At 49.3% G+C, this 21,724-nt stretch carries 18 protein-coding genes; 1 reads left to right on the top strand and 17 read right to left on the bottom strand.

From position 1 onward, the window contains the following. Positions 1 to 7: 7 nt before the first annotated feature. Both ABEW34_RS24335 and ABEW34_RS24330 read right to left on the bottom strand, forming a co-directional pair. Positions 8 to 2,155, bottom strand: coding sequence for an FAD-dependent oxidoreductase (locus tag ABEW34_RS24335; protein ID WP_430162154.1), 2,148 nt, complete (start codon positions 2,153 to 2,155; stop codon positions 8 to 10). 50 nt (positions 2,156 to 2,205) lie between these two features. Then, the gene (locus ABEW34_RS24330; RefSeq protein ID WP_430162152.1) at positions 2,206 to 3,516 is read right to left on the bottom strand and encodes a molybdopterin molybdotransferase MoeA; all 1,311 of its coding nucleotides are present in this window, start codon (positions 3,514 to 3,516) and stop codon (positions 2,206 to 2,208) included. A 463-nt stretch (positions 3,517 to 3,979) separates the two neighbouring features. On the opposite strand from ABEW34_RS24330, the gene ABEW34_RS24325 reads away from it, so the two are divergent. Further along, on the top strand, positions 3,980 to 5,215 hold the full coding sequence (locus ABEW34_RS24325) for a nitrate/nitrite transporter (protein ID WP_046230771.1): 1,236 nt from the start codon (positions 3,980 to 3,982) through the stop codon (positions 5,213 to 5,215). A gap of 94 nt (positions 5,216 to 5,309) precedes the next feature. Here ABEW34_RS24325 and ABEW34_RS24320 read toward each other — a convergent pair whose 3' ends face one another. The 15 genes from ABEW34_RS24320 to rbfA form a co-directional block, all read right to left on the bottom strand. After that, positions 5,310 to 6,989: a ribonuclease J gene (locus tag ABEW34_RS24320; protein ID WP_430162149.1), complete on the bottom strand. Its 1,680-nt coding sequence runs from the start codon at positions 6,987 to 6,989 to the stop codon at positions 5,310 to 5,312. A gap of 624 nt (positions 6,990 to 7,613) precedes the next feature. Beyond that, on the bottom strand, positions 7,614 to 8,504 hold the full coding sequence (gene dapA, locus ABEW34_RS24315) for a 4-hydroxy-tetrahydrodipicolinate synthase (protein WP_430162147.1): 891 nt from the start codon (positions 8,502 to 8,504) through the stop codon (positions 7,614 to 7,616). 172 nt (positions 8,505 to 8,676) lie between these two features. Next, the gene (gene dapG, locus ABEW34_RS24310) at positions 8,677 to 9,888 is read right to left on the bottom strand and encodes an aspartate kinase (protein WP_430162145.1); all 1,212 of its coding nucleotides are present in this window, start codon (positions 9,886 to 9,888) and stop codon (positions 8,677 to 8,679) included. A gap of 67 nt (positions 9,889 to 9,955) precedes the next feature. Beyond that, positions 9,956 to 10,990, bottom strand: a complete 1,035-nt coding sequence (locus tag ABEW34_RS24305; protein ID WP_046230766.1) for an aspartate-semialdehyde dehydrogenase — start codon at positions 10,988 to 10,990, stop codon at positions 9,956 to 9,958. A gap of 48 nt (positions 10,991 to 11,038) precedes the next feature. After that, entirely contained in the window at positions 11,039 to 11,632 is a 594-nt protein-coding gene (locus ABEW34_RS24300) for a dipicolinate synthase subunit B (protein WP_046230765.1), read from the bottom strand. Continuing rightward, a complete protein-coding gene (dpsA, locus tag ABEW34_RS24295; protein ID WP_430162142.1) occupies positions 11,629 to 12,528 on the bottom strand; it encodes a dipicolinate synthase subunit DpsA in 900 nt (299 codons plus the stop codon). Before dpsA ends, ABEW34_RS24300 begins: the two co-directional genes overlap by 4 nt. Positions 12,529 to 12,629: 101 nt before the next feature. Continuing rightward, complete coding sequence (dut, locus tag ABEW34_RS24290) at positions 12,630 to 13,073, bottom strand: dUTP diphosphatase (protein WP_430162140.1); 444 nt, start codon at positions 13,071 to 13,073, stop codon at positions 12,630 to 12,632. Then, complete coding sequence (locus ABEW34_RS24285; protein ID WP_430162138.1) at positions 13,054 to 14,319, bottom strand: M16 family metallopeptidase; 1,266 nt, start codon at positions 14,317 to 14,319, stop codon at positions 13,054 to 13,056. The genes dut and ABEW34_RS24285 overlap by 20 nt, the downstream gene beginning before the upstream one ends. 43 nt (positions 14,320 to 14,362) lie before the next feature. After that, entirely contained in the window at positions 14,363 to 15,367 is a 1,005-nt protein-coding gene (locus ABEW34_RS24280; RefSeq protein ID WP_430162136.1) for a polysaccharide deacetylase family protein, read from the bottom strand. Between the two features lie 390 nt (positions 15,368 to 15,757). Beyond that, positions 15,758 to 17,839, bottom strand: coding sequence for a polyribonucleotide nucleotidyltransferase (gene pnp, locus ABEW34_RS24275; protein WP_430162196.1), 2,082 nt, complete (start codon positions 17,837 to 17,839; stop codon positions 15,758 to 15,760). 188 nt (positions 17,840 to 18,027) lie between these two features. Further along, the gene (gene rpsO, locus ABEW34_RS24270; protein WP_046230760.1) at positions 18,028 to 18,297 is read right to left on the bottom strand and encodes a 30S ribosomal protein S15; all 270 of its coding nucleotides are present in this window, start codon (positions 18,295 to 18,297) and stop codon (positions 18,028 to 18,030) included. A gap of 177 nt (positions 18,298 to 18,474) precedes the next feature. Then, entirely contained in the window at positions 18,475 to 19,416 is a 942-nt protein-coding gene (locus ABEW34_RS24265; protein ID WP_430162195.1) for a bifunctional riboflavin kinase/FAD synthetase, read from the bottom strand. A gap of 61 nt (positions 19,417 to 19,477) precedes the next feature. Next, entirely contained in the window at positions 19,478 to 20,377 is a 900-nt protein-coding gene (truB, locus tag ABEW34_RS24260; RefSeq protein ID WP_430162134.1) for a tRNA pseudouridine(55) synthase TruB, read from the bottom strand. Between the two features lie 3 nt (positions 20,378 to 20,380). Beyond that, positions 20,381 to 21,370: a DHH family phosphoesterase gene (locus ABEW34_RS24255; RefSeq protein ID WP_430162132.1), complete on the bottom strand. Its 990-nt coding sequence runs from the start codon at positions 21,368 to 21,370 to the stop codon at positions 20,381 to 20,383. Continuing rightward, a complete protein-coding gene (gene rbfA, locus ABEW34_RS24250; protein WP_046230756.1) occupies positions 21,367 to 21,723 on the bottom strand; it encodes a 30S ribosome-binding factor RbfA in 357 nt (118 codons plus the stop codon). Before rbfA ends, ABEW34_RS24255 begins: the two co-directional genes overlap by 4 nt. Position 21,724 lies beyond the last annotated feature (1 nt).

The raw sequence follows: 21,724 nt of genomic DNA, 5'->3' as shown, positions 1-21,724 counted from the left end.
TCCCTACTCAAACGGTGCATGTCTCTCGGCTAAGTTCCAATCGCCAGTTGTCCAGCAGTTCTTCGCGAAAATCAGGGTCTAACAGCTTCTCTCTTATCGCAATAAGTCCTGCCCGCTCCAGCCATTTCCATACGGTTTCTCCATAAAAGGCGGATTGACGGTACATCTGCATGCAGGCAATCGCCGTTTCTACTGCCCCCTGCTCAGACCCCTCTATTATAAGCAGCTGCGCTTGCTTGACCGGACTTTCCATATGCCCGCCAATATAAAGTTCCCAGCCTGCTGGCGAAGCTGAAATACCAACATCATGGACCAGCACACCGGCAGGATATAAGGCCCCGGCAGATACAGAAGCTTTGAGCATGCTTGGCGATGCCAGGCTTCCGAGTGCTTTCTCCAGCTCCGCGGCTATATAGCTCGGTCCGCCGCCTTCGAAACGATCAGCATGCGATATCCGGCATTGGGATGATGCTTCCCCCTGCATCGATGCAGCTACAAGAACAGACTGCAGCGTGGGGTAATGAATCTGCGCCTGCCCTAGGACATCGCCCGCGTCGCTTGTTACAGTCAGCCGCAAATAGTAGCCCATCGCTGCCTGACAAATGAAGCAGCCTTCAGGCTTTCTCCACTCAAGAGCCCTTCTTGCTGAAGCGGCATCACTGAACGTATCGCCTAGCATGGCTTCTTTAAGTCCTGCCGGATCAAGCTCCGTACAGCTGCAAATTGGCGCTGCTTTGACTGCTCCCCCAACTCCCGATAAGGCATAGGCAACGAGCGCCTCCACCATTGGACGGCATCCGCCGCAGGAGCCGGAAGCTTTCGTCTTGTCGCGCACCTGATCAGCCGTCTCAAGTCCATCAGATTGTATCGCAGCTACGATAGCCGACTTGCTTACCCCATTACAAGCACAAACCGTTTCACCGCCTAGCATTGCAGCTGCAACAGCATCTGCTCCCCCTGATTTGGAGCCTGAATCACTTTCCTTAAGCACGCCTATTCCAGCACGGCGCTTCAAATACCCAAGCAGCTTGCTGCCCTCGGAGCTGTCTCCGAACAGTACAGCACCAGCTACAATACCGCCTTGCATCGTTACTTTTTTATAAGTGCCTTTCATCGCATCATAATGCTGCAGCGCGGTTTCAGCTTCTTCATCACGGATAACGCCCGCGGAAAACACCTCCACGCCTGATACCTTTAATTGTGCATATGGAATGGAGCCGTGATAGCCATCGGTTTCTAGCTTGCACAGATGACGTGCCAGCACCTTTGCCTGTTCATAAAGCGGAGCAACTAGCCCATACACGGTCTCCTGATGTTCGGCGCACTCCCCTACCGCATATATGCCAGTAATATTCGTTTCCATATAATCGTTAACGATGATTGCACGGTTCGTCCGAATGCCGCTATCCGCTAAAACGGCCAAATTCGGGCTAATTCCAATCGCTACAACGATGAGGTCCGCAGCAAGCGTCGTTCCATCCGAGAACAGCAGGCCACTTGCCCTGCGGACACCTGTTATTTTTTCCGTCCGCTTGTTAAGCCAAAAACGCATGCCCTGCTTCATCAGTTCTTCCTTAAGCAGGTTTGCTGACATCCGGTCCAGCTGGCGATTCATTAAATAGGCTGCGTTGTGAACAACATCAACCTCCATGCCGAGATTGAGCAGTCCTCTAGCCGCTTCGAGCCCGAGCAGCCCGCCGCCAATAACGGCAGCACGCTTAAAGCGCCGGGAAGCCTCCATCATCGCCTGACAGTCCTCCATATTGCGGAAAGCCGTTACGCCAGGCTTCTGAATACCTGGCAGCGCAGGCATAAACGCTGATGAGCCGGTTGCAATAATCAGGCGGTCATAGGCAATCTTTTTCCCTGATGCCGTACGCACCCATTTCCCCTCCGCATTTATGCGCTCAACCATCTCGCCGGTTAACAGGTTAATGCCACGCTCACTGTACCAATTCCAATCGTTCAATGTAATATCAGATAGCGCTGTATTCCCTTGCAGCACTTTGGAGAGGAGAACACGATTATAATTGGGATGCGGCTCTGCTCCTATAATCGTAATGTCATAAGCCTCAGGCGCCAGCTCGTAAATTTCCTCTACGCATTTAACTCCAGCCATCCCGTTGCCGATAACAACAAGTTTTTGTTTTATCAAAGCCGTTACCCTCCGTTCTATCGTAAAGTGGCCAAAATGGTATTTGCTCGTTAAGTCAAACTAAGAAATGCAGCATGCCTTCCTGCCTTAAGACCTTCACCCGGAATCGCCGCCAGTGCATTTGCACCCGCAAAAGCAGCAATATTGCCCGATTTATCGTTCGGCAGCGGCTTAACCCGCCATTCTCCCGCCTCCATCCATACAAAAGCACGGATATAACGGGGATAGGGCGAAGGCTTATCCACATTGTCCATTAATACGGCTTGTTTCCACTCCGCCATGCTTTCATTAAGCCCTCTCAAATGCTGTACGATAGGCTTCACTAACAGGATAAGCCCTGTGTAGCACGCTGCAGGGTTGCCAGACAAACTAATCAACAGCTTACCTTGATGAAAAAATGCCGACGAATGCGGCCCAGGGCGCATCATCACTTTAGTGAACAATGGCTCAAAACCGAGGCGATCTGCCGCACGCGCTACACAATCATAATCCCCTACCGAAATGCCTCCCGTTGTAATAACCAAATCCGCCTGCGCCGCAGCTTGCTTAATCGCCGTAGCAATCACTTCCGCATCATCCTTGATTGGCAAAGAACGAATCACCAAGGCACCCTGTTCTAATAAAAATGCTTCCACAGCGAATCCATTGGCATCGTAGATCCGATTCGGCTGCAAGGGTTGACCGGGAAGCAGCAGCTCATCTCCAACGGGAATGATGGCGACAATGGGCCTTGCGACTACAGTGACCCGTTCCTGCCCATACGAGGCAAGAATGGCGATTTCCTTCGAACCAAGTCTGGTGCCTTTTTTAATGACGAGGCTGCTTTCGGCAAGATCTTCGCCTGCTTCGGCAATATTTTTTCCCGGCTGTACGGGCTGATTAATTTGAATTTGCGACATTCCCCACGCCGCGGCGTCCAACTGCTGTCCTTGCAGGCTCGGCGACTGAATTTCCTCCTGCCTAATAACAGCATCGAAACAGGCAGGCACAGGAGCTCCTGTAAAAATACGTACTGCCATCAATTGCTCATTAATGAAAGGACGCTTGCCAGAGCCCGTATGCCAAGCTATTTCTCCCGCCCCCGCCTGCACCTCGCCAGTTACGATAAGGCGAATCGGATTGCCAGGTGAAGCCGTCTGAGTAAAAGCAGCATGGAGCGCATAACCGTCCATCGCTGCCCGACGAAAAGGCGGCATAGGAAAAGGGGAGTAAAAATCCTCGGCAAGCACTCGTTGAGCTGCTTTCTGCAGAAGCACTTGCTCCACCTTACCCGGCAGTGTACGCTCGATTAGACAGTGAACCGCTTCGTCAACGCTTAAACCTTTTTTTATATCAACACGATCTACACGGGCAACCGTCATTTTCACTTCCTCCTTCATATAGCTGAAAATAAGCACAAAAGCCCGTTCCCTGTCAGCAGGGAGCGGGCTTCATTGCCAGTGGGCGGCGGCACACCATTGTGCGGCCTTTATATGGATTATTATGAGCATAAAAGAATTCGACAGAAGTGTCAATATATATGACGCGAATTACACATTTAAAGCATATGAATGTTTTATGTAATATTTATTGACATGTGATGGTCGATATTTTATAATTCAGCTTGAGTTCACAATGAGGTGAGCAATTATCGTCCGCACAGAGTCGTGCTGGCGTTCGGCAATGAGGCCGCAATCCGTCCGAGCTTTAGCTTGGGGCAGACTGCGGCCTTTTTTTTATATGTACAGCTGGAATTGCGGTGCGACATGCACCCCGGGAATGCGAAAACCGCCATCACCCACGCTGACTGAGCACGACAAAACCAAGCATAGAGGAGATAGAGACATGGTAGATAAAAAAGCGTTTTGGAAAAGTGGACATAAACCATCCTTGTTCAGTTCTTTCTTGTATTTCGATATCAGCTTTATGATTTGGATTTTGATGGGACCGCTCATCGTTGTTATCGCCAGCGATTTTCCAATGGATGCTGCTCAGAAAGCCAAACTGGTCGCTCTACCTATTTTAGGCGGCTCGATATTGCGGCTTGTGCTTGGTTTTATGACCGACCATATTGGACCGAAGAAAACCGGACAAATCGGTATGCTCGTTACAATGATTCCTCTCATTTGGGGCTGGAAATTTGTTGATTCCTTAACAGAGCTGCATTTCGTTGCTCTATTGCTTGGAGTAGCTGGAGCATCTTTCGCAGCAGCACTGCCGCTTGCAAGCAGATGGTATCCCCCGCAATATCAAGGTCTAGCCATGGGGATCGCTGGAGCAGGCAACAGTGGTACCGTACTGACGACGCTTTTCGCTAATCGGCTGGCACAGCATTTCGGCGGCTGGGAAGCGGTATTCGGACTTGCCCTTATTCCCATCGCAATCGTATTTGTCATCTTCACGATTTTTGCTAAGGAAAGCCCAAACCAGCCCGCTCCGAAAAAGCTGTCCGAATACGGACAAGTGCTGAAGCAAAAGGATGCCTGGCTGTTCTGTCTTTTATACGGCGTTACGTTCGGCGGCTTCGTCGGCATGTCCAACTATTTGACTATTTTCTTCAACACACAATATGGGCTTTCCGCGATTCAGGCGGCAGACTTTACAACCATTTGCGTTATTGCCGGAAGCTTCTTCCGTCCAGTAGGCGGCTGGCTCTCCGATAAGCTTGGGGGCATTCGCGTCCTGATGGCGCTGTATGTCGGAGCAGGTGTTATGCTAGCTTCCATCTCCCTGCTGCCTCCACTCTACGTGGTCAGCACCTTGCTGTTCCTTGGCATGATGTGTCTCGGCGCAGGCAATGGCGCTGTATTCCAGCTCGTCCCACAGCGCTTCGGCAAGGAGATCGGCATTATGACCGGGATTGTCGGCGCAGCGGGCGGTGTTGGCGGATACTTCCTGCCCCTTATTCTCGGCAGCCTTTATCAATCGACAGGCTCCTACACACCGGGCTTCCTCATTCTCAGCGCCATCGCCCTGCTCAGCATGCTCATGCTCGCGTTCATTCAAAAGGAATGGAAGCGCACTTGGGTCGGCAGCGGCGGCAAAGCCAAAATTGAAGGCGGCCAAGCAATGGGCAGCTAAATTTTACAGCGTTAGAAGAACAGCACGAAAAAAACGGAGTGAGCAACGGTCCGGTTATCCGGGCGTTCCTCACTCCGTTTTATTTTTTGATCAACTACACTTCCATAATGATCGGCAAAATCATTGGCCGACGGCGTGTTTTCTCATAGAGGAAACGACCGAGCGCGTCCTTCACATTCGTTTTCAGCGAAGCCCACTCATTCACTTTATCGTTCATTAGCTTGAGAAGCGTTGCGGACACAATTTTGTTCGCCTCGTCCAGCAGCCCTTCGGATTCACGCACATAGACGAAGCCGCGCGATATAATATCCGGCCCAGATACAATGGTGCCCTCCTGTTTCCTCAGCGTCACCACGACAACGAGAATACCGTCCTGTGACAACAGCTTGCGATCCCGCAGCACAATATTTCCGACATCGCCAACGCCAAGACCATCAATCAGCACATTGCCTGCTGGAACCTTCGAGCCTTTGCGCGCCTTGCCGCCCTGTACCTCTACCGTGTCGCCATTTTCCATAACGAAAATATTGGATTTCTCAATGCCAACCGCCTCGGCCAGCAAAGCATGCTGCCGCAGCATCCGATATTCGCCATGAATAGGGATAAAATATTTGGGTTTAATCAAATTGAGCATCAGCTTCAGCTCTTCCTGGCTGCCGTGACCGGACACATGGACTCCGGATACCGAGCCAGGGCCATAAATGACGTTCGCTCCAAGACGGAACAACTCGTCCACTGTCCGCCCTACATACCGCTCATTGCCCGGAATTGGCGTTGCTGCAATAATGACCGTATCTCCCGGCAAAATATCGACTTTACGATGCGTCGAGCGCGCCATGCGTGTCAAAGCTGACATTGGCTCTCCTTGGCTGCCCGTACATAAAATAACGACGCGATCCGCGGCCAGCTTATTCACAGCTTCCGGTTCAACAATCATGCCATCTGGTATGTTCAAATAACCTAACTCACCAGCAATTCCGACCACATTGACCATGCTGCGTCCTACTACAGCAATATAGCGATCCGTAGCAATAGCTGCATTGATGACCTGTTGAATACGGTGTACGTTGGAGGCAAACGTTGCAACTACGACACGCTGCGGTGATTTGCGGAATATATCTTTGAGCTCTTCGCCTACATTTTTCTCCGAAGGCGTATAGCCCGGACGCTCCGCATTGGTACTGTCGGACAGCAGCGCAAGCACGCCCTTCTGCCCAATTTCCGCCATGCGCTTAATGTCAGCATATTGCCCGTTGACTGGCGTATGGTCAAACTTAAAGTCTCCCGTGTGTACGACAACACCTTCGGGCGTCTCCAAGCATACGCCTACGGAATCAGGAATGCTGTGGTTCGTTTTGAAAAAGGATACATTCATGCTGCCCAGCTCTATCTCCGAATCCGCATTAATGAGTATTCGCTTCGTTTCACCCAGCAGCCCTGCTTCCTTCAGCTTGCCTTCAATGAGTCCCAGCGTCAGCTTCGTTGCATATACCGGAACGTTGAGGCTGCGGAGCATATAGGAAAGTCCGCCGATATGGTCCTCATGCCCATGCGTAATGACAATGCCGCGCACCTTCTCTCGATTTTCCTTCAAATACGAAATGTCCGGAATAACAATATCTATGCCGAGCATATCCTCCTCCGGAAATTTAAGCCCCGCATCTACAATCACAATATCATTGTCATATTGAATGACGTACATGTTTTTCCCAATTTCACCAATACCGCCCAATGCAAAAATCAACAGCTTATCCTGCACATTCCTTTTGGACAATGACTATCCCTCCTTTTTCCAACCTGATGAGGTCATGTTTTTTTCCTGTTAAACAAGAAGGAAGCTGCTCCATTCTTCGCTTAATTTGCAAATCATTTCCGCACCCGATCACTTGAACTCATTATACATGATGAAAAAGATCGAATACAAGGCTGAGGGGCCGGGTGCGTGGAAAAGAATGGGTTGAGGATGGGGCGCTGCGTGAAAGGTTTGGGGTTCCATCGCCGTTCCCCTGTGATTTCTCCGAACTGTAAAAGCTTTTGCGGTAGAAATCACAGGGCAAAAGCGAACGCCCGCGCTTCTCACTCCCAAACCTTTCACTCCGCTCGTTCCTCTTTACCCTTTGCTTTTAAAACCGCATTCAATCCCCTGCACCTTCGGTAGCAGGGAAGGGCGATATTGCGCCTCCACTGTGGCCCAATTTATCAGCAAGAGCAACTACAATAGCCACTACAAAAGCAACTACAATAGCCATAGATAGTACTGCACGGCTCTCCACTGGCCGCATTCGCAAAATGAGAAGTGCAAAGGCATAGCCTGAATTTTGGGGTCATGAAAACAATTTAGGTGAATAAAAAAAGCCGGTGCCTGGGCACCAGCTTCGTGATTTGATAAGAGCTTGAACTAAAATGCAGTTGAAGAATCGACGAGGTTTTGCAAAAATTCAGCTTCCGAATCGGTAACGCCTACCAAAGGAAGTCTAACTCCGCCAACCGGGAAGCCGCTCAGTCCCATTACATGCTTCAGAGCAACCGGGTTCGGTACCGGGTTCGGACATTCGAATAAGCCCTTGAATACTGGGAAGCATTCAGCGTTTAGCTTGGCCGCCAAAGCAACGTCCCCACTCACATAAGCCTCGATAAGCTGCTTCATTTTTTTGCCGATAACATGGCTAGCTACACTGATAATGCCATAACCGCCTACTGCTAAAGTCGGGAGCGTTGCCGCATCGTCGCCACTGTAAACTTTAAAGCCCTCTGGAGCGCCTGCTACAAGCTGGATCATCTGTTCCGATGACGCACAATCTTTTGTGGCTACAATGTTGCTAATCGCCGCTAGGCGCAGCGTCGTTTCAACCGAAATATTCACGACTGTACGGCCCGGAACGTTGTACAATACAACCGGAAGCTTCGTCGAATCTGCAATCGCTTTAAAATGCTGATAAAGGCCTTCCTGGCTCGGCTTGTTGTAATAAGGCGCTACGAGCAGCACACCGTCAACTCCACACGCCTCTGCCACCTTTGTCAAATGGATGGAATGTGCCGTATTATTGCTGCCTGTGCCTGCAATAATTTTAGCCCGCCTTGCAGCGCGCTCTACCGAAAAACGAAATAGCGCTTCTTTCTCCTCATCCGTAAGCGTAGGAGATTCCCCCGTCGTTCCAGATACAACAAGACTATCGCTAAGCTGCTCTTCAATTAAGTAATCGATTAATCGCCCAGTCGCATCCCAATCAATTTCGCCAGCGGCATCGAATGGGGTGACCATCGCCGTAACTAACCTTCCATATTCCATTTTGATTCCTCCTAAAAGTTTTGCGGAGCAAAACTTACTTCGTAAGCATAATCTTCAAGTTTTGCGGAGCAAAACTTACTTCTTCTACTCCGAATTTGGCAAAGCAAAGCTTCTTCGAAAGCCGGGGCTCAAAGCTTTGCTTCGCAAAACGGGTCTATTGCAGCTGATCCTGCTATAAATGAAGCTCGAACTTGGCATGAAGCGCGCGCAGCGCGGATGCCATGTCCGCATCCTTGACCAATACCCAGATGGTCGTATTGGAGTCCGCTGCCTGCATAATGGAAACACCCTGCAGCGTAAGAGCCTCTACAATACGGGCCATAATGCCTGGAACACCGTTCATGCCACCGCCAATGACTGATACCTTTGCACAGCCGCTAATCGCGGTCGGTGCATAACCGCAGTCCGTCAGGACGGCTACAGCCTTCGCTGCATCGTAGTCAAATACGGTATAGATGACTCCGCTTGGCGTCACATTTATAAAATCTACGCTAATATGATGACGGGCCATCGTTTGAAAAACTTGCAGCTGGACGTCAGCCTTGCCTTCTACCGTCTGCACCGAAATTTGAGTAATGCCCGCTACGTGCGCAATGCCTGTCACATGTCGGTCACTTACCATTCCAGCAGCATGAAGTGGGCTATCCGTTACCAACGTTCCTTCATCAAGCGAAAAGGTCGAACGCACACGGATCGGTATTCCGGCTTGCTGGGCAATTTCAACAGCACGCGGATGAATGACTTTAGCCCCTTGACGAGCCATATTGCAAATTTCTGCATAGCTGACGACAAGAAGCGGTTTTGCATCATTCACTATTCGCGGATCAGCTGTCAGAATACCATTGACATCGGTATAAATATCTACCCGCTCTGCACGCAGTGAAGCGCCAAGTGCAGTCGCCGATGTATCGCTACCGCCGCGGCCGAGCGTAGTCAGCTCTCCATCTTCAGTGCCACCTTGAAAACCGGTAACGATAACAACTTTATTTTCACCAAGATTCTTTAGAAGCTGCTCCGGACGCAAGTCGGTTATTCTCGCTTGGCCGAAATGCCCGTCCGTAATAATGCCTGCTTGATAGCCGCTTAAAATGGTAGCGGGAATGCCCTTTGAACAAAGCAAGCTGCATAAGACCGCGGCAGAAATCATCTCACCACAGCCCAGCAGCATATCCCGCTCACGCAGCGGAAGCGTCTCACCATTGCTTCGTACTAAACCAAGCAGCGTATCCGTAGCATATGGGTCGCCCAGGCGACCCATAGCCGAAACGACAACGACGAGCTGAAAACCATTTTCGCGTTCACGCTTAATATGCTCCAAACAATGATTTCTGGCAAAATCGGATGATACTGAGGTTCCTCCAAACTTCATAACGAGAGTTCGCATAAGCCTCTTCCCCCATCACCGAAAGGCAAGATGCTGCCAGCTATCAAGTCCTTACACCGTTTATTCGTTAAGCCTGTGCGATGTGCTCGGCGATTTGAACCGCATTCCATGCGGCCCCTTTAAGCAGGTTATCCGATACGATCCATAGGTTAAGCCCATTTTCATGGCCAAGATCGCGTCTCAAACGTCCGACAAATACTTCCGGCTTGCCGGCTGCTTCCGTTGCGAGCGGGTAAAGCTGATTCGCCGGATCATCAACCAGCACGACACCCGGGGCGTCAGACAACAGCTGCTTGACATCTTCCAGATCGTAGTTATTTTTCAGCTCAACAAAAACCGATTCCGAATGGCCGTAAACGACTGGAATACGAACGCAAGTAGCCGTAACCTCAATGGTTTGGTCATCCAAAATTTTCTTCGTTTCATTGACCATCTTCATCTCTTCTAGCGTGTAGCCGTTTTCTTGGAACTTGTCGATTTGCGGAATCGCATTAAAGGCGATTTGATGCTTCACAGGCAGAGAGCCTACTGGCAAAATAGCCGGATTCACCGCTTCGCCGTCAAGGGATGCACGCGTCTGGCGCAGCATTTCCTCAATAGCTTTCGCACCTGCTCCTGATACCGCTTGATAAGTCGATACGATTATGCGATTAATGCCGTATTTGTCTTGAAGCGGCTTAAGCGCAGCTACCATCTGAATCGTCGAACAATTCGGATTCGCAATAATACCTTTATGCTCGCTCACCTTGTCAATATTCACTTCAGGCACAACAAGCGGCGTATTTGGATCCATACGGTAAGCGTTCGTATTGTCAATACATACCGTTCCATATTCAACTGCATGCGGCGCGAGCGCCTTCGTAACGTCTCCACCAGCGCTAAATAATGCTATATCAATGCCCTTAAAGCTTTCCGGCTTCGCTTCCTCCACCGTCACTTCCTGGCCTTTGAATGTGATTTTCGTACCAGCAGACCTCGCTGAAGACAGAAGCTTCAGTTCCTTAATAGGGAAGTTTCTCTTATCGAGCAAGTTTAGTATTTGTTCCCCTACTGCGCCTGTTGCGCCAACTACTGCAACGTTAAACAATTTTTGATTTGACATTTGCCGTAATGCTCCCCTCGGGTCTTATAAAAGCTCAGAATAAAAAACTTAATAATTAAAACGCTCAATAATGAGCGGTTGTAACTGTTTGCCTTGCAGCGCCGCCTCGCATGTTTCCAGTGCCAGGTCCATTCTTGCTACGAGCGAATTGGGCTTCTGAACCGGATTATCTTGGCCGAACGGCACAAAATAAATATTTTTCGTTACAATCAGCTTCGCAATATTCGCCAAATTAAGGCCCAGACCATCATTCGTAGAAATGGCAATGACGATTGGCCTTCCATTGCGCATTTGCGATTTGGATGCCATAAGCACCGCGCTGTCAGTCTGCGCATTAGCCAGCCTGCTTGTTGTATTGCCCGTGCATGGTGCAATGAGCAGCACATCAATAAGCTTCGATGGGCCAAGCGGCTCCGCTTGCACAATCGTCGAAATAATTTCATTGCCAGTTATCGCTTTGAGCTGTGTCTGCCACTGCTCCGACGTTCCGAACCTCGTATCCGTCGTCATAATCGTCTGCGATACTATGGGTACTACGTTCGCGCCTGCGTCTACAAACCGCTGGATTTGCGGCATAACCTCGGCAAACGTGCAGTGAGACCCTGACAATGCATACCCTACTGTAAGCCCGGACCAATTCATTCCCCATTCCCCCGATTTATCAAGTCGTCCATAATCAATTGTGTTAAACAATCGGCTATGATTCGTCCAGCAGTTCTGGGTGCGACGATACCGGGGAGTCCGGGCGCGAGCATCGCCTTAATGGCCCGTTTCTCAGCAAAGCGGAAATCAGTTCCGCCAGGCTTCGAAGCCAGATCAATAATGACGCTTCGCGAAGGAAGATTTGCTATAATTTGCGCTGTGACTATCATAGTCGGAATTGTGTTAAAAAGCAAGTCAATATTGCCCGTATATTGCCGCAAATTGCTGGTGTAGAAAGGCTCGAAGCCCATTTCGAGCGCTCTTGCAAAATGCTCTCCCCGGCGTACCCCAACAAGCACATTCGCCCCTAAGCCTTTTAACGTCCGTGCCAATGTAAACCCCGTTCTTCCGAATCCGAGCACCATGCAGGTGGAGCCATGAATCGTAATATCGGTATGTTGAATCGCCATCATTACCGCACCTTCAGCTGTCGGAATGGAATTGTAAATCGCGACATCGTCGCGCTCAAACAACTCTACCAATTCCAGCTGATGCCCCTTGCAGAGGTCGCTCAAATATGGTTTTGCCATACCGGCATATACTTTGCAGTGCTTAGGCAAGCGAGCCATATGGCGCTCTTCCAGCCTGATCTCGCTATCGCTGAATACAGCACTAATGACGCCTTGGTCATCGGTTCCGACAGCAGGCAGTACTAATGCGTCTACCCCATCAAACAACCGTTCATCATATTCAGCCTGAACGGCTCCATCTGGCGTCGACTGCAGACCGTCAAACCCCGATATGACTACGGTCGCATCCAGCTCCGTCAGTTTGCGGATCACCTCGAGCTGCCTGGCGTCGCCGCCGATCAGCAGCACCTGAACGCCTGTTAGCATCGGCTTCACTCCTCTCTCGCGCATGTAGATATAGACTATCTTATGCCTGGGCCCAGAATGGGTGAAAAAAAAGACCAGAGCAGCTGCTCCAGTCTTAATCATTAAACGCCAGTATGTCCGAACCCGCCGCTGCCACGCAGCGTATCCGGCAATTCATCTGCCTCTTCAATAGTAATAATCGGCACTTTCTGGAACACCATTTGGGCGATGCGCTCGCCGCGTGCAATTGTGAACGGCTCCTGCCCCAAATTAACGAGAAGCACCTTCACTTCTCCGCGGTAATCAGCGTCGATCGTTCCTGGGGAGTTCAAGCATGTAATGCCATGCTTGTAGGCCAGTCCGCTGCGTGGACGAATTTGCGCCTCCAGCTCGGCAGGCATTGCCATCGCAAAGCCTGTAGGAATAAGCTTGCGCTCACCTGGAGCAAGCTCAACAGGCTCTGATACAGCGGCCTGCAGGTCGAAGCCAGCAGCCCATTCGGACATTTTGCAAGGAAGCTTGATGTCTTCGTTGCCCTCTACTCTTTTAAACAATACGCGATACAAAACGATCCCTCCCAAGTTTAGATGCAGCCCTTTCGCTTGAACCTACCATTGCCACCGCAAAAGGTGCCGCGAGCAAACGCTCCGTTACGCTTCTCACATCGTCCATCGTCACGGAATCAATACGCCCTAGCAGCTCATCGAGCGTGTAATGCCGGCCAAGCATCAGCTCATTTTTCCCAAGACGGGTCATTCGGCTGCTTGTGCTTTCCAGACTAAGAATCAGGCTGCCCTTCAGCTGCTCTTTGCCACGATGAAGCTCAGCATCCTCAAGCCCCTTGGAAGCAAGCTCCTCTAGCTGCTCCATCGTCAAATCAAGCACTTCCTTCGTTTGCTTCGGCGCAGTACCCGCATACAGGGTAAACAAGCCGCTGTCCGCATAAGAAGAGTGGTAAGAATAAACCGAATAGGCGAGGCCGCGCTTTTCGCGAATTTCTTGGAACAGGCGCGAGCTCATGCCGCCGCCAAGCGCATTATTGAGCAGCACCATCGCATACAGCTTCTCATCAGAAATCGAACAGCCTTGAAAGGACAGGCAAAGATGGTTTTGCTCGGTTTTCTTTTTATAGAAAATATAATCGCCGCGGAAATCCGGTGCTTCCACCAGCTGCGATGTACCTTTGCGATCAAACTTGCCAAAATACTGCTCCAGCAGCTCCAGCAGCTTGCCCTCTTCCACATTGCCGGCGACACTGACGACGGTATTGTCAATCGTGTAATAATCATTCATATACACGCGCAGTGTATCAGGCGTCATTTCGGCAAGACGCTCCTCCAGGCCCAGAATTGAATAAGCGAGGGGGTGATCGCCATAGGCAGCACGCGAAGCTTCATCATGAACCTTGTCATCTGGCGTATCCTCATACATCGAAATTTCTTCTAAAATAACGTTCCGCTCTTTCGCCAAATCCGCCTCGTCCAGCTTGGAATTGAAAAACATGTCCGAAAGCGCATCTACAGCGAGCGGCAAATGCTCATCCAGCACCTTGGCATAATAGCAGGTATACTCTTTGGAGGTAAATGCGTTGACATTGCCCCCAATACCATCGAACAGGTCGGCAATGTCTTTCGCCGTGCGTTGATCTGTCCCCTTGAAAAGCATATGCTCGATAAAATGGGAGATCCCGTTATTTTCAGGCGTCTCATTGCGGGAGCCTGTTTTGACCCAAATGCCAAATGAAACCGAACGGCAGGTTGGGATATATTCAACTACGACTCTTAAACCGTTGCTAAGCGTATATTTTTTCACGAAGGGTCCTCCTGTAAGCATGAATGTTAACACTATATCAAAATTATGGTTGCGGCTCAACAGCAGCAGGTATTCGCGCCTCCGAAAGCGTCTCGCTAACGGGGCCAAGCGTATAGCCCTGGCGTTTGATTTCACGAATCATTCCGGTTAAAGCATCGCGCGAGGACGCTGTTGGATGCATCAAAATAAGTGCGCCTGGCTCCAGCCGCGACGAAATGCGCCGAATGATCCAGTCTGCCCCCGGCTTGGTCCAATCAACCGTATCAATTGTCCATAACACCGTGCGAAGCCTCTGCTCCGCCGCCACCTGTACCGTCATTTGGTTAAAATCGCCCGAAGGCGGGGCAAACCACTTATTCGTCACGCCAAGCGTCGATTTAAGCAAATCCTCCGTACGGGAAATTTGCAAATAAGCATCATTTCGGCTGAGCTCACTCATCTTCGGATGCGTATACGCATGATTGGACATTTCATGCCCTTCCGCTTGAATTTGCTTGGCGATTTCCGGATATTTTTTCAGCCACGAGCCATCTAGAAAAAAAGTTGCCTTTACCTCTTCCTTGTTCAAGGTTTTAAGGATCGGCGTTATGTATTCATTGCCCCACGCAACATTGATCATTAGCGACACCATTTTTTTGTTTGGATTGCCTTTGTATATTGGAAGCGGACCTAAATCCGCAAGCTTAATACGTGGAGAAGTCTCCTTGTACACATATAAAATCGGCGAAAGGGCGCCCGATGCAATCGTCTTCTCCACCGTGGCCTCGACATCCACCTCAAGCCCATTGTAGCCGGGAATAGCCTTCCATACACGGTCAATCCGGGCATCGATAGGCTTAATGGAGCGACTCTCGGACTCCGCTAAGACAGAAGCGCGCAGCTTTGCTTTATTTTCATCCAAAATTGAATCTTGAAGCTGCGTCATCATGCCTTTTTCCTGCTTAATTGCGCTGATATAGCCCGCCGTACCTCCTCCATTCGCGAGAATGAACACCACCATAATCAGCATACAGCCTATGGCTACCCCTATTTTTCTCAGCATCTTCATTCACCCCGTTCCTCATTGCTCCATATGTATGAATATTGGGACGAGATTATGTTAAGGAAAATGGATGCCTTCTATAGGCAGGCGATTTTTGACGACAAAATAAAAAGAGACAGATGGAATCTGGCTCTTTGCTTCGAGTATAAAAAAACAAGTATAAACGGCGTTGCCGTTTTTTTGCGGCAACAGTCCGTTTGGCGTAGAATAGACGCGTAAATATAAGAGGAAATCTCTGCATTCTTATATTTCAAGCGTAAACGGCTGTCGCCGTTCTGACGGCAAAGCTACCGTTTTTGAAGGTGAAATATAAGCCCATTATAAGTGTGAAACTTATAATTTCTTATATTTTGAGAAAGCACCTTGCGGTGCCCCTATCATGTAACGCTGCAGCCGTTATTGTGCTGGTACAGTTGGCGTCAATACAGCTTTACGGGACAAGTTAATACGGCCCTGCTGATCAATTTCCGTTACTTTAACTGTAATTTGGTCGCCGATTGCAATGACATCTTCCACTTTAGCGACACGTTCGTTCGCCAGCTGGGAAATATGCACAAGACCATCTTTGTTCGGTAAAATTTCAACGAATGCGCCGAACTTCTCGATCCGTTTTACCGTACCTAAATAAATTTCGCCAATTACAACTTCCTTCACGATACCTTCGATAATCGCTTTGGCTTTTTGGTTCATCTCTTCGTTCGAAGAAGCAATGTAAACCATGCCATCCTGCTCGATATCGATTTTCACGCCAGTTTCCTCGATAATCTTGTTGATGATTTTACCGCCAGAGCCGATAACATCACGGATTTTGTCCGGATTAATGCGAAGCGTGAGAATTTTAGGTGCATATTGGGAAAGGTTAGGACGAGCTTCCGAAATAATCGCTGTCATTTTACCTAGAATATGCATGCGTCCTTCGCGTGCTTGCTCAAGCGCCTGCTCCAATATCGAACGATCGATACCGTCAATTTTGATATCCATTTGAATGGCAGTTACACCTTCTGCTGTACCCGCTACTTTAAAGTCCATATCGCCGAGATGATCTTCCATCCCTTGAATGTCGGACAAAATGGAGAAATGGTCGCCATCTTTAATCAGACCCATTGCAATACCTGCAACCGGAGCTTTAATCGGAACGCCTGCATCCAGCATAGCAAGTGTGCTTGCACATATACTAGCCTGCGAAGTCGATCCATTCGATTCGAGCACCTCGGATACAAGACGAATCGTATACGGGAAGTCAGCCTCAGATGGAATAACTTTCGACAAAGCGCGCTCGCCGAGTGCACCATGTCCAATTTCCCGACGGCCTGGAGGACGAAGCGGTCTTGCTTCACCTACGCTGAATGGCGGGAAATTATAGTGATGCATAAAACGTTTCGTTTCTTCCGGGCTGATGCCGTCAAGAATTTGCACATCGCCAAGCGGTCCAAGCGTACAAATGCTGAGTGCTTGTGTTTGTCCACGTGTGAATAGTCCAGATCCGTGTGTACGCGGCAAGATCGCCACATCACATTCGATTGGACGAATTTCTTCTGGCGCACGACCATCAGGACGGATTTTTTCATGTGTAATCAGGCGGCGAACCTCTTCTTTAACGATATCATAAAGCACTTCTTTGACATCGCCAAGCAGTTCAGGCATCTCCGCATATGCTTCTTCAAAATGCGCAACCGTGTCCGCATTAACGGCATCAATGGCATCTTGACGCTCATGCTTCTCGGGAATGCGAATCGCTTCAACCAAACGAGCAGATGCAAATGCACGAACTGCGGCATTTACTTCTTCGTTGACTGCATGAAGCGTTACTTCCATTTTTTCCTTGCCGGCAATGGCCTGCAGTTGCTCGATTGTAGCGACGATTTTCTTGATTTCATCATGCCCGAACATAATCGCTTCCAGCATTACATCCTCAGGAACTTCATTTGCTTCTGCTTCCACCATCATAATGGCATCTTTCGTGCCAGCTACTACAACGAAAATATCGCTTTTCTGCTCTTGCTCAACGGTTGGAATGATCACAAACTCACCATCAACACGACCTACGCTCACGCCGCCGATTGGCCCGTTGAATGGCACATCAGAAATGGCCAGCGCTGCGGAAGTACCAATCATTGCAGCCATTTCAGGCGAGCAATCTTGATCCACGCTCATGACGATATTCGCGATTTGAATATCATTACGGAACCCTTCAGGGAACAACGGACGAATCGGACGGTCCGTCAGACGGCTGGACAAAATCGCTTTCTCACTTGGACGTCCTTCACGTTTAATAAATCCACCAGGGATTTTACCAACTGCATAAAGACGTTCTTCATAGTTCACTGTAAGCGGGAAAAAATCTAAATCCTTCGGACCTTTGGAAGCGGTCACTGTACAGAGTACAACGGTGTCGCCATAACGTACAGTAACAGCAGCATTCGCTTGCTTCGCAAGTCTGCCTGTTTCCAATACAAGCTTCCGTCCACCCAAAATCATTTCAACTTGTTGCAAACGTATCCCTCCTGTATTTCAAAAATTAATTTAAACGATTGACAAACATAACCTTCGCCAGCAGGACCTCTATATCCTGCTTAACCTTCGCATATTACAAAAAGCAACCCGATTTTGCCAAGTCCGTAATGCCGGACAGCAAAACAACCAGGTTGCTTCTCTTGAAACATGTTTTAGCGGCGAAGGCCGAGTTTTTCGATCAATGCGCTATAACGGCTAACATCTTTGTTTTTAAGGTATCTCAACAGCTTACGACGTTGACCTACCATCTTGAGCAAACCACGACGGGAGTGGTGGTCTTTCTTGTGCTCCCGGAAATGTTGCGTCAAGTTAACGATGTTTTCCGTTAGGATAGCTACTTGAACCTCCGGTGAACCCGTATCGCTCGCATGCGTTTTGTGCGTATCAATCAATTCTTGTTTACGCTCTTGTGTAATTGCCATCCTAAAGTCACCTCCTTGAACTTATATTCAATAATCGCCATTAGCCCAGGCGCCGTCGGTGAGAGCGGACATCCAAGCTAAGGTTCCAATTGCAGCTGCATATTCTGACAAAAAGTAGAATCGCAACGTGTTTCAGTATATCACAAGCCTATAGCAAAAGTAAATGCCAACCGGCATTTATTCGACGCCAAACTGTCGCTTCGCCTGCTCGGCATCCGCATGGATTTGGCGAATAAGCTCATCTACACCGCTAAAGCGCTGCTCGGGACGAATAAAAGAATGAAATTGCAGTTTAATGGGCTCGTCGTAAATAACTTGATGAAAGTCGAATAGATGGGCTTCCAACACCGGACGAATATCTTCCTTATTAAAAGTAGGTTTCATCCCGTGATTTAATACGCCATAATACGACTTGCCCAGTACGACCGCTGAAATGCCGAAAACGCCGAGGCGCGGCATAACATAAGGCAAGGAAACATCCACATTAGCTGTCGGGAAGCCAATGCTGCTACCTCTGCCATCGCCATGCACCACTGTCCCTGCTAGCTCATAGGGACGCCCAAGCAGCTTCGTCGCAAGCTCAATATCACCGTCGCTAAGCGCCTGCCTAATGTAAGTACTGCTTACCTTCAAGCCATTATCGTACAACGGCTCAACGATTTCGACCTCAATGTCCGGCTCGCATAACGCCTTCATTGTGGCAGCATTTCCTTGGCCCTTGTAGCCAAAATTGAAATCAAAACCAACTACAATTTGGGCTGCACCTAAAGGGCGAAGCACTTCATCAACAAACTGCTCTGGCATAATCGCTGCAAAATCATGGTCAAATTTGACGACTAGCACCAAATCAACACCTAATTCAGCAAATAGCGATTGTTTGACTGCAAGTGGCGTCAAACAATTGTAATATTGATCACCACGGCCCAGAACTTCCTTTGGATGCGGGTTAAACGTCATAACCGCAGACAATCCTCCGTTGCTCTTGGCAGCGGCAACGACTTGCTCAATGACATTGCGGTGTCCGCGATGTACACCGTCAAAATGTCCAATTGCAATAGAAAGCGATTTGTTTCGCAGCTGTTCCGGCAGCTCAATTGCCGGATATTCCAATGAAATCATTTCCAACGCTGATGCACCTGCAATTCCTATATGACTTTCCGATAACCGAGTATGGGCTCAGTTACGAGAACACCTTGATAGGCTTCAACACTGATAAAGCATGATCGGCCTCGAAAATACCAATAAACAAACCATTTTCATCAAAAAGACGTACCGGCTGCTCCGTTTCAAGCTTTTCAGCAAGCAAGCGAAGCGGAAGCTTTTGTCCTTTCAGAGCAAGCGAGGCCGAATGAGCATCGACCGTAACGCGAGGCAAATGCTGGATACCCAGCTCAGCAGGCAAAATAAACGGCCCGATTCCCTCCGTGCCAAGAGCTTCAATCTGCTCTAGGCTTACGCATTGCTCCTTCGTAAAACCACCGGACATCGTCCGGGTGAGCTCCGCCATCGCCGCTGGAACACCCAGCGCCTGGCCGATATCTACACATAAAGTGCGGATATACGTTCCTTTCGAACAAACAACCGAAAACGAAAAACGCGGAAACCCTAAATCAAGCTCCAGATTAAGCAGTTCAATTTGATGAATCGTTACTTTCCGTGACTTGCGTTCTACCGTCTTGCCTTCACGTGCCAGCTCATATAAACGTTTTCCATCTACCTTTACAGCAGAGAACATCGGCGGAACTTGTTCGATAACGCCCACGAAGCTGCGCAGCACGCGAATAATATCTTCACGCGTTACCTGCACACCTGTTTGCTCCTGCGTAACCGAGCCTGTCAAATCCTCTGTATCCGTTGCAATGCCAAGCTGGATAACGGCTTCATATGCCTTGGGACGCTCCTGCACGTATTCAACTACACGAGTAGCCCTGCCGAGACATAGCGGCAGAACACCTGTCACCATCGGGTCCAGCGTCCCCGTGTGGCCGATACGCTTCATCTTCAGCAGTCTCCGCACCTTGGCTACGACGTCATGCGAGGTCCAGCCAGCGGGCTTCCATACTGCGATAATACCGTCCATCTGTTAGCTCAACGCCTTTCTGACCGCATCGACCAATTGGGCGATTGCTTCTTGAAGCGGTGCATCAATTCGGCAGCCAGCAGCGCGTACATGTCCACCGCCGCCAAAGGATTGGGCAATCGCGGCCACATCGGCCGTTCCTGCTGATCTTAAGCTGGCTTTCACTCCGCCATCTTCTGTTTCTTTAAACATAATGCCGACTTCCACGCCGTCAATGTTCAGAGCATAATTGACGATGCCTTCCATATCCTCCGAAACAGCACCTGTCTCAGCAAAATCATCCTTATTGACATAAAGCCAACCAATTTGCTGATTATCGCTAAAAGTAAGCCTGCTAAGACAACGCTGCAGAAGCTTCAGCTTTGGCATCGTCATCTTTTCGAGCAGCAGATCGGCTAATTTGTGACCCGGTACACCAATCGACAGCATGCGGGAAGCAATATTCATCACATGAGGTGTCGTATTTGAGTAGCGAAAACCGCCAGTATCTGTAATCAAACCTGTATATATAGCCGTCGCGCATTCCAAATCAATCGAAATGCCCGCACTTTCAATTAAATCATATAAAATTTCAACCGTAGCTGCTGCATTCGGACGAATCAATTGAACCGTACCAAAGCCGTCATTAGTTGGATGATGATCGATGTTAAGCAGTTCTACGCCTGCAGCAAACAAACTTTCCACTTTGCCCATCCGGCGATAATCCGCACAATCGACTGCAATAACGCGAGCAAACGATTCTGATAGCTGTACTTCACCATAATTAATAATCGTATCGAATGAGCGCAAATGAGCAAGTCTTGAAGGCAGCTCACTTTCGTTAATCAGCTTGGATTTTTTCCCAAGCTTCTCCAGCAGCCAGCCGACGACGACCGTCGAGCTAATGGCATCGCCATCTGGTTGAACGTGGGAGACGACCAAAAAGTCGTCCCCATCACGCATAAAAGCAAGTGCATCATCCAACTGCTGCAAATAGGTCGCAGCAGCCGTCATGATCCTTTGTTCTCCCCATTAATTTCCTCGAGGATTCCTTCAATACGGCTTCCATACTCAATGCTGCTGTCGAATTTAAAGATCAGCACTGGCGTATGACGCAAACGCATCCGCTTGCCTAGCTCAGAACGGATAAAGCCTGTTGCTCGGCCGATTGCTTTAAGCGTTTCTTCCTTTTGCTCTTCGCTGCCCAGCACGCTCAAATATACTTTGGCTTGGGACAAATCATTACTCGTTTCAACGCCAGTCACTGTAATAAAACCGACGCGTGGATCTTTAATTTCTGTCTGGATAATTTGGCTAAGCTCTTTTTTAATCTGCTCGCCTACCCGACCTACACGAATTTTAGCCATG

The sequence above is a fragment of the Paenibacillus algorifonticola genome (assembly GCF_050481745.1).
Classification (GTDB): domain Bacteria; phylum Bacillota; class Bacilli; order Paenibacillales; family Paenibacillaceae; genus Pristimantibacillus; species Pristimantibacillus algorifonticola_A.
The sequence above is the reverse complement of the archived record's forward strand: the minus strand, read 5'-3'. Positions and strand labels throughout refer to the sequence as shown.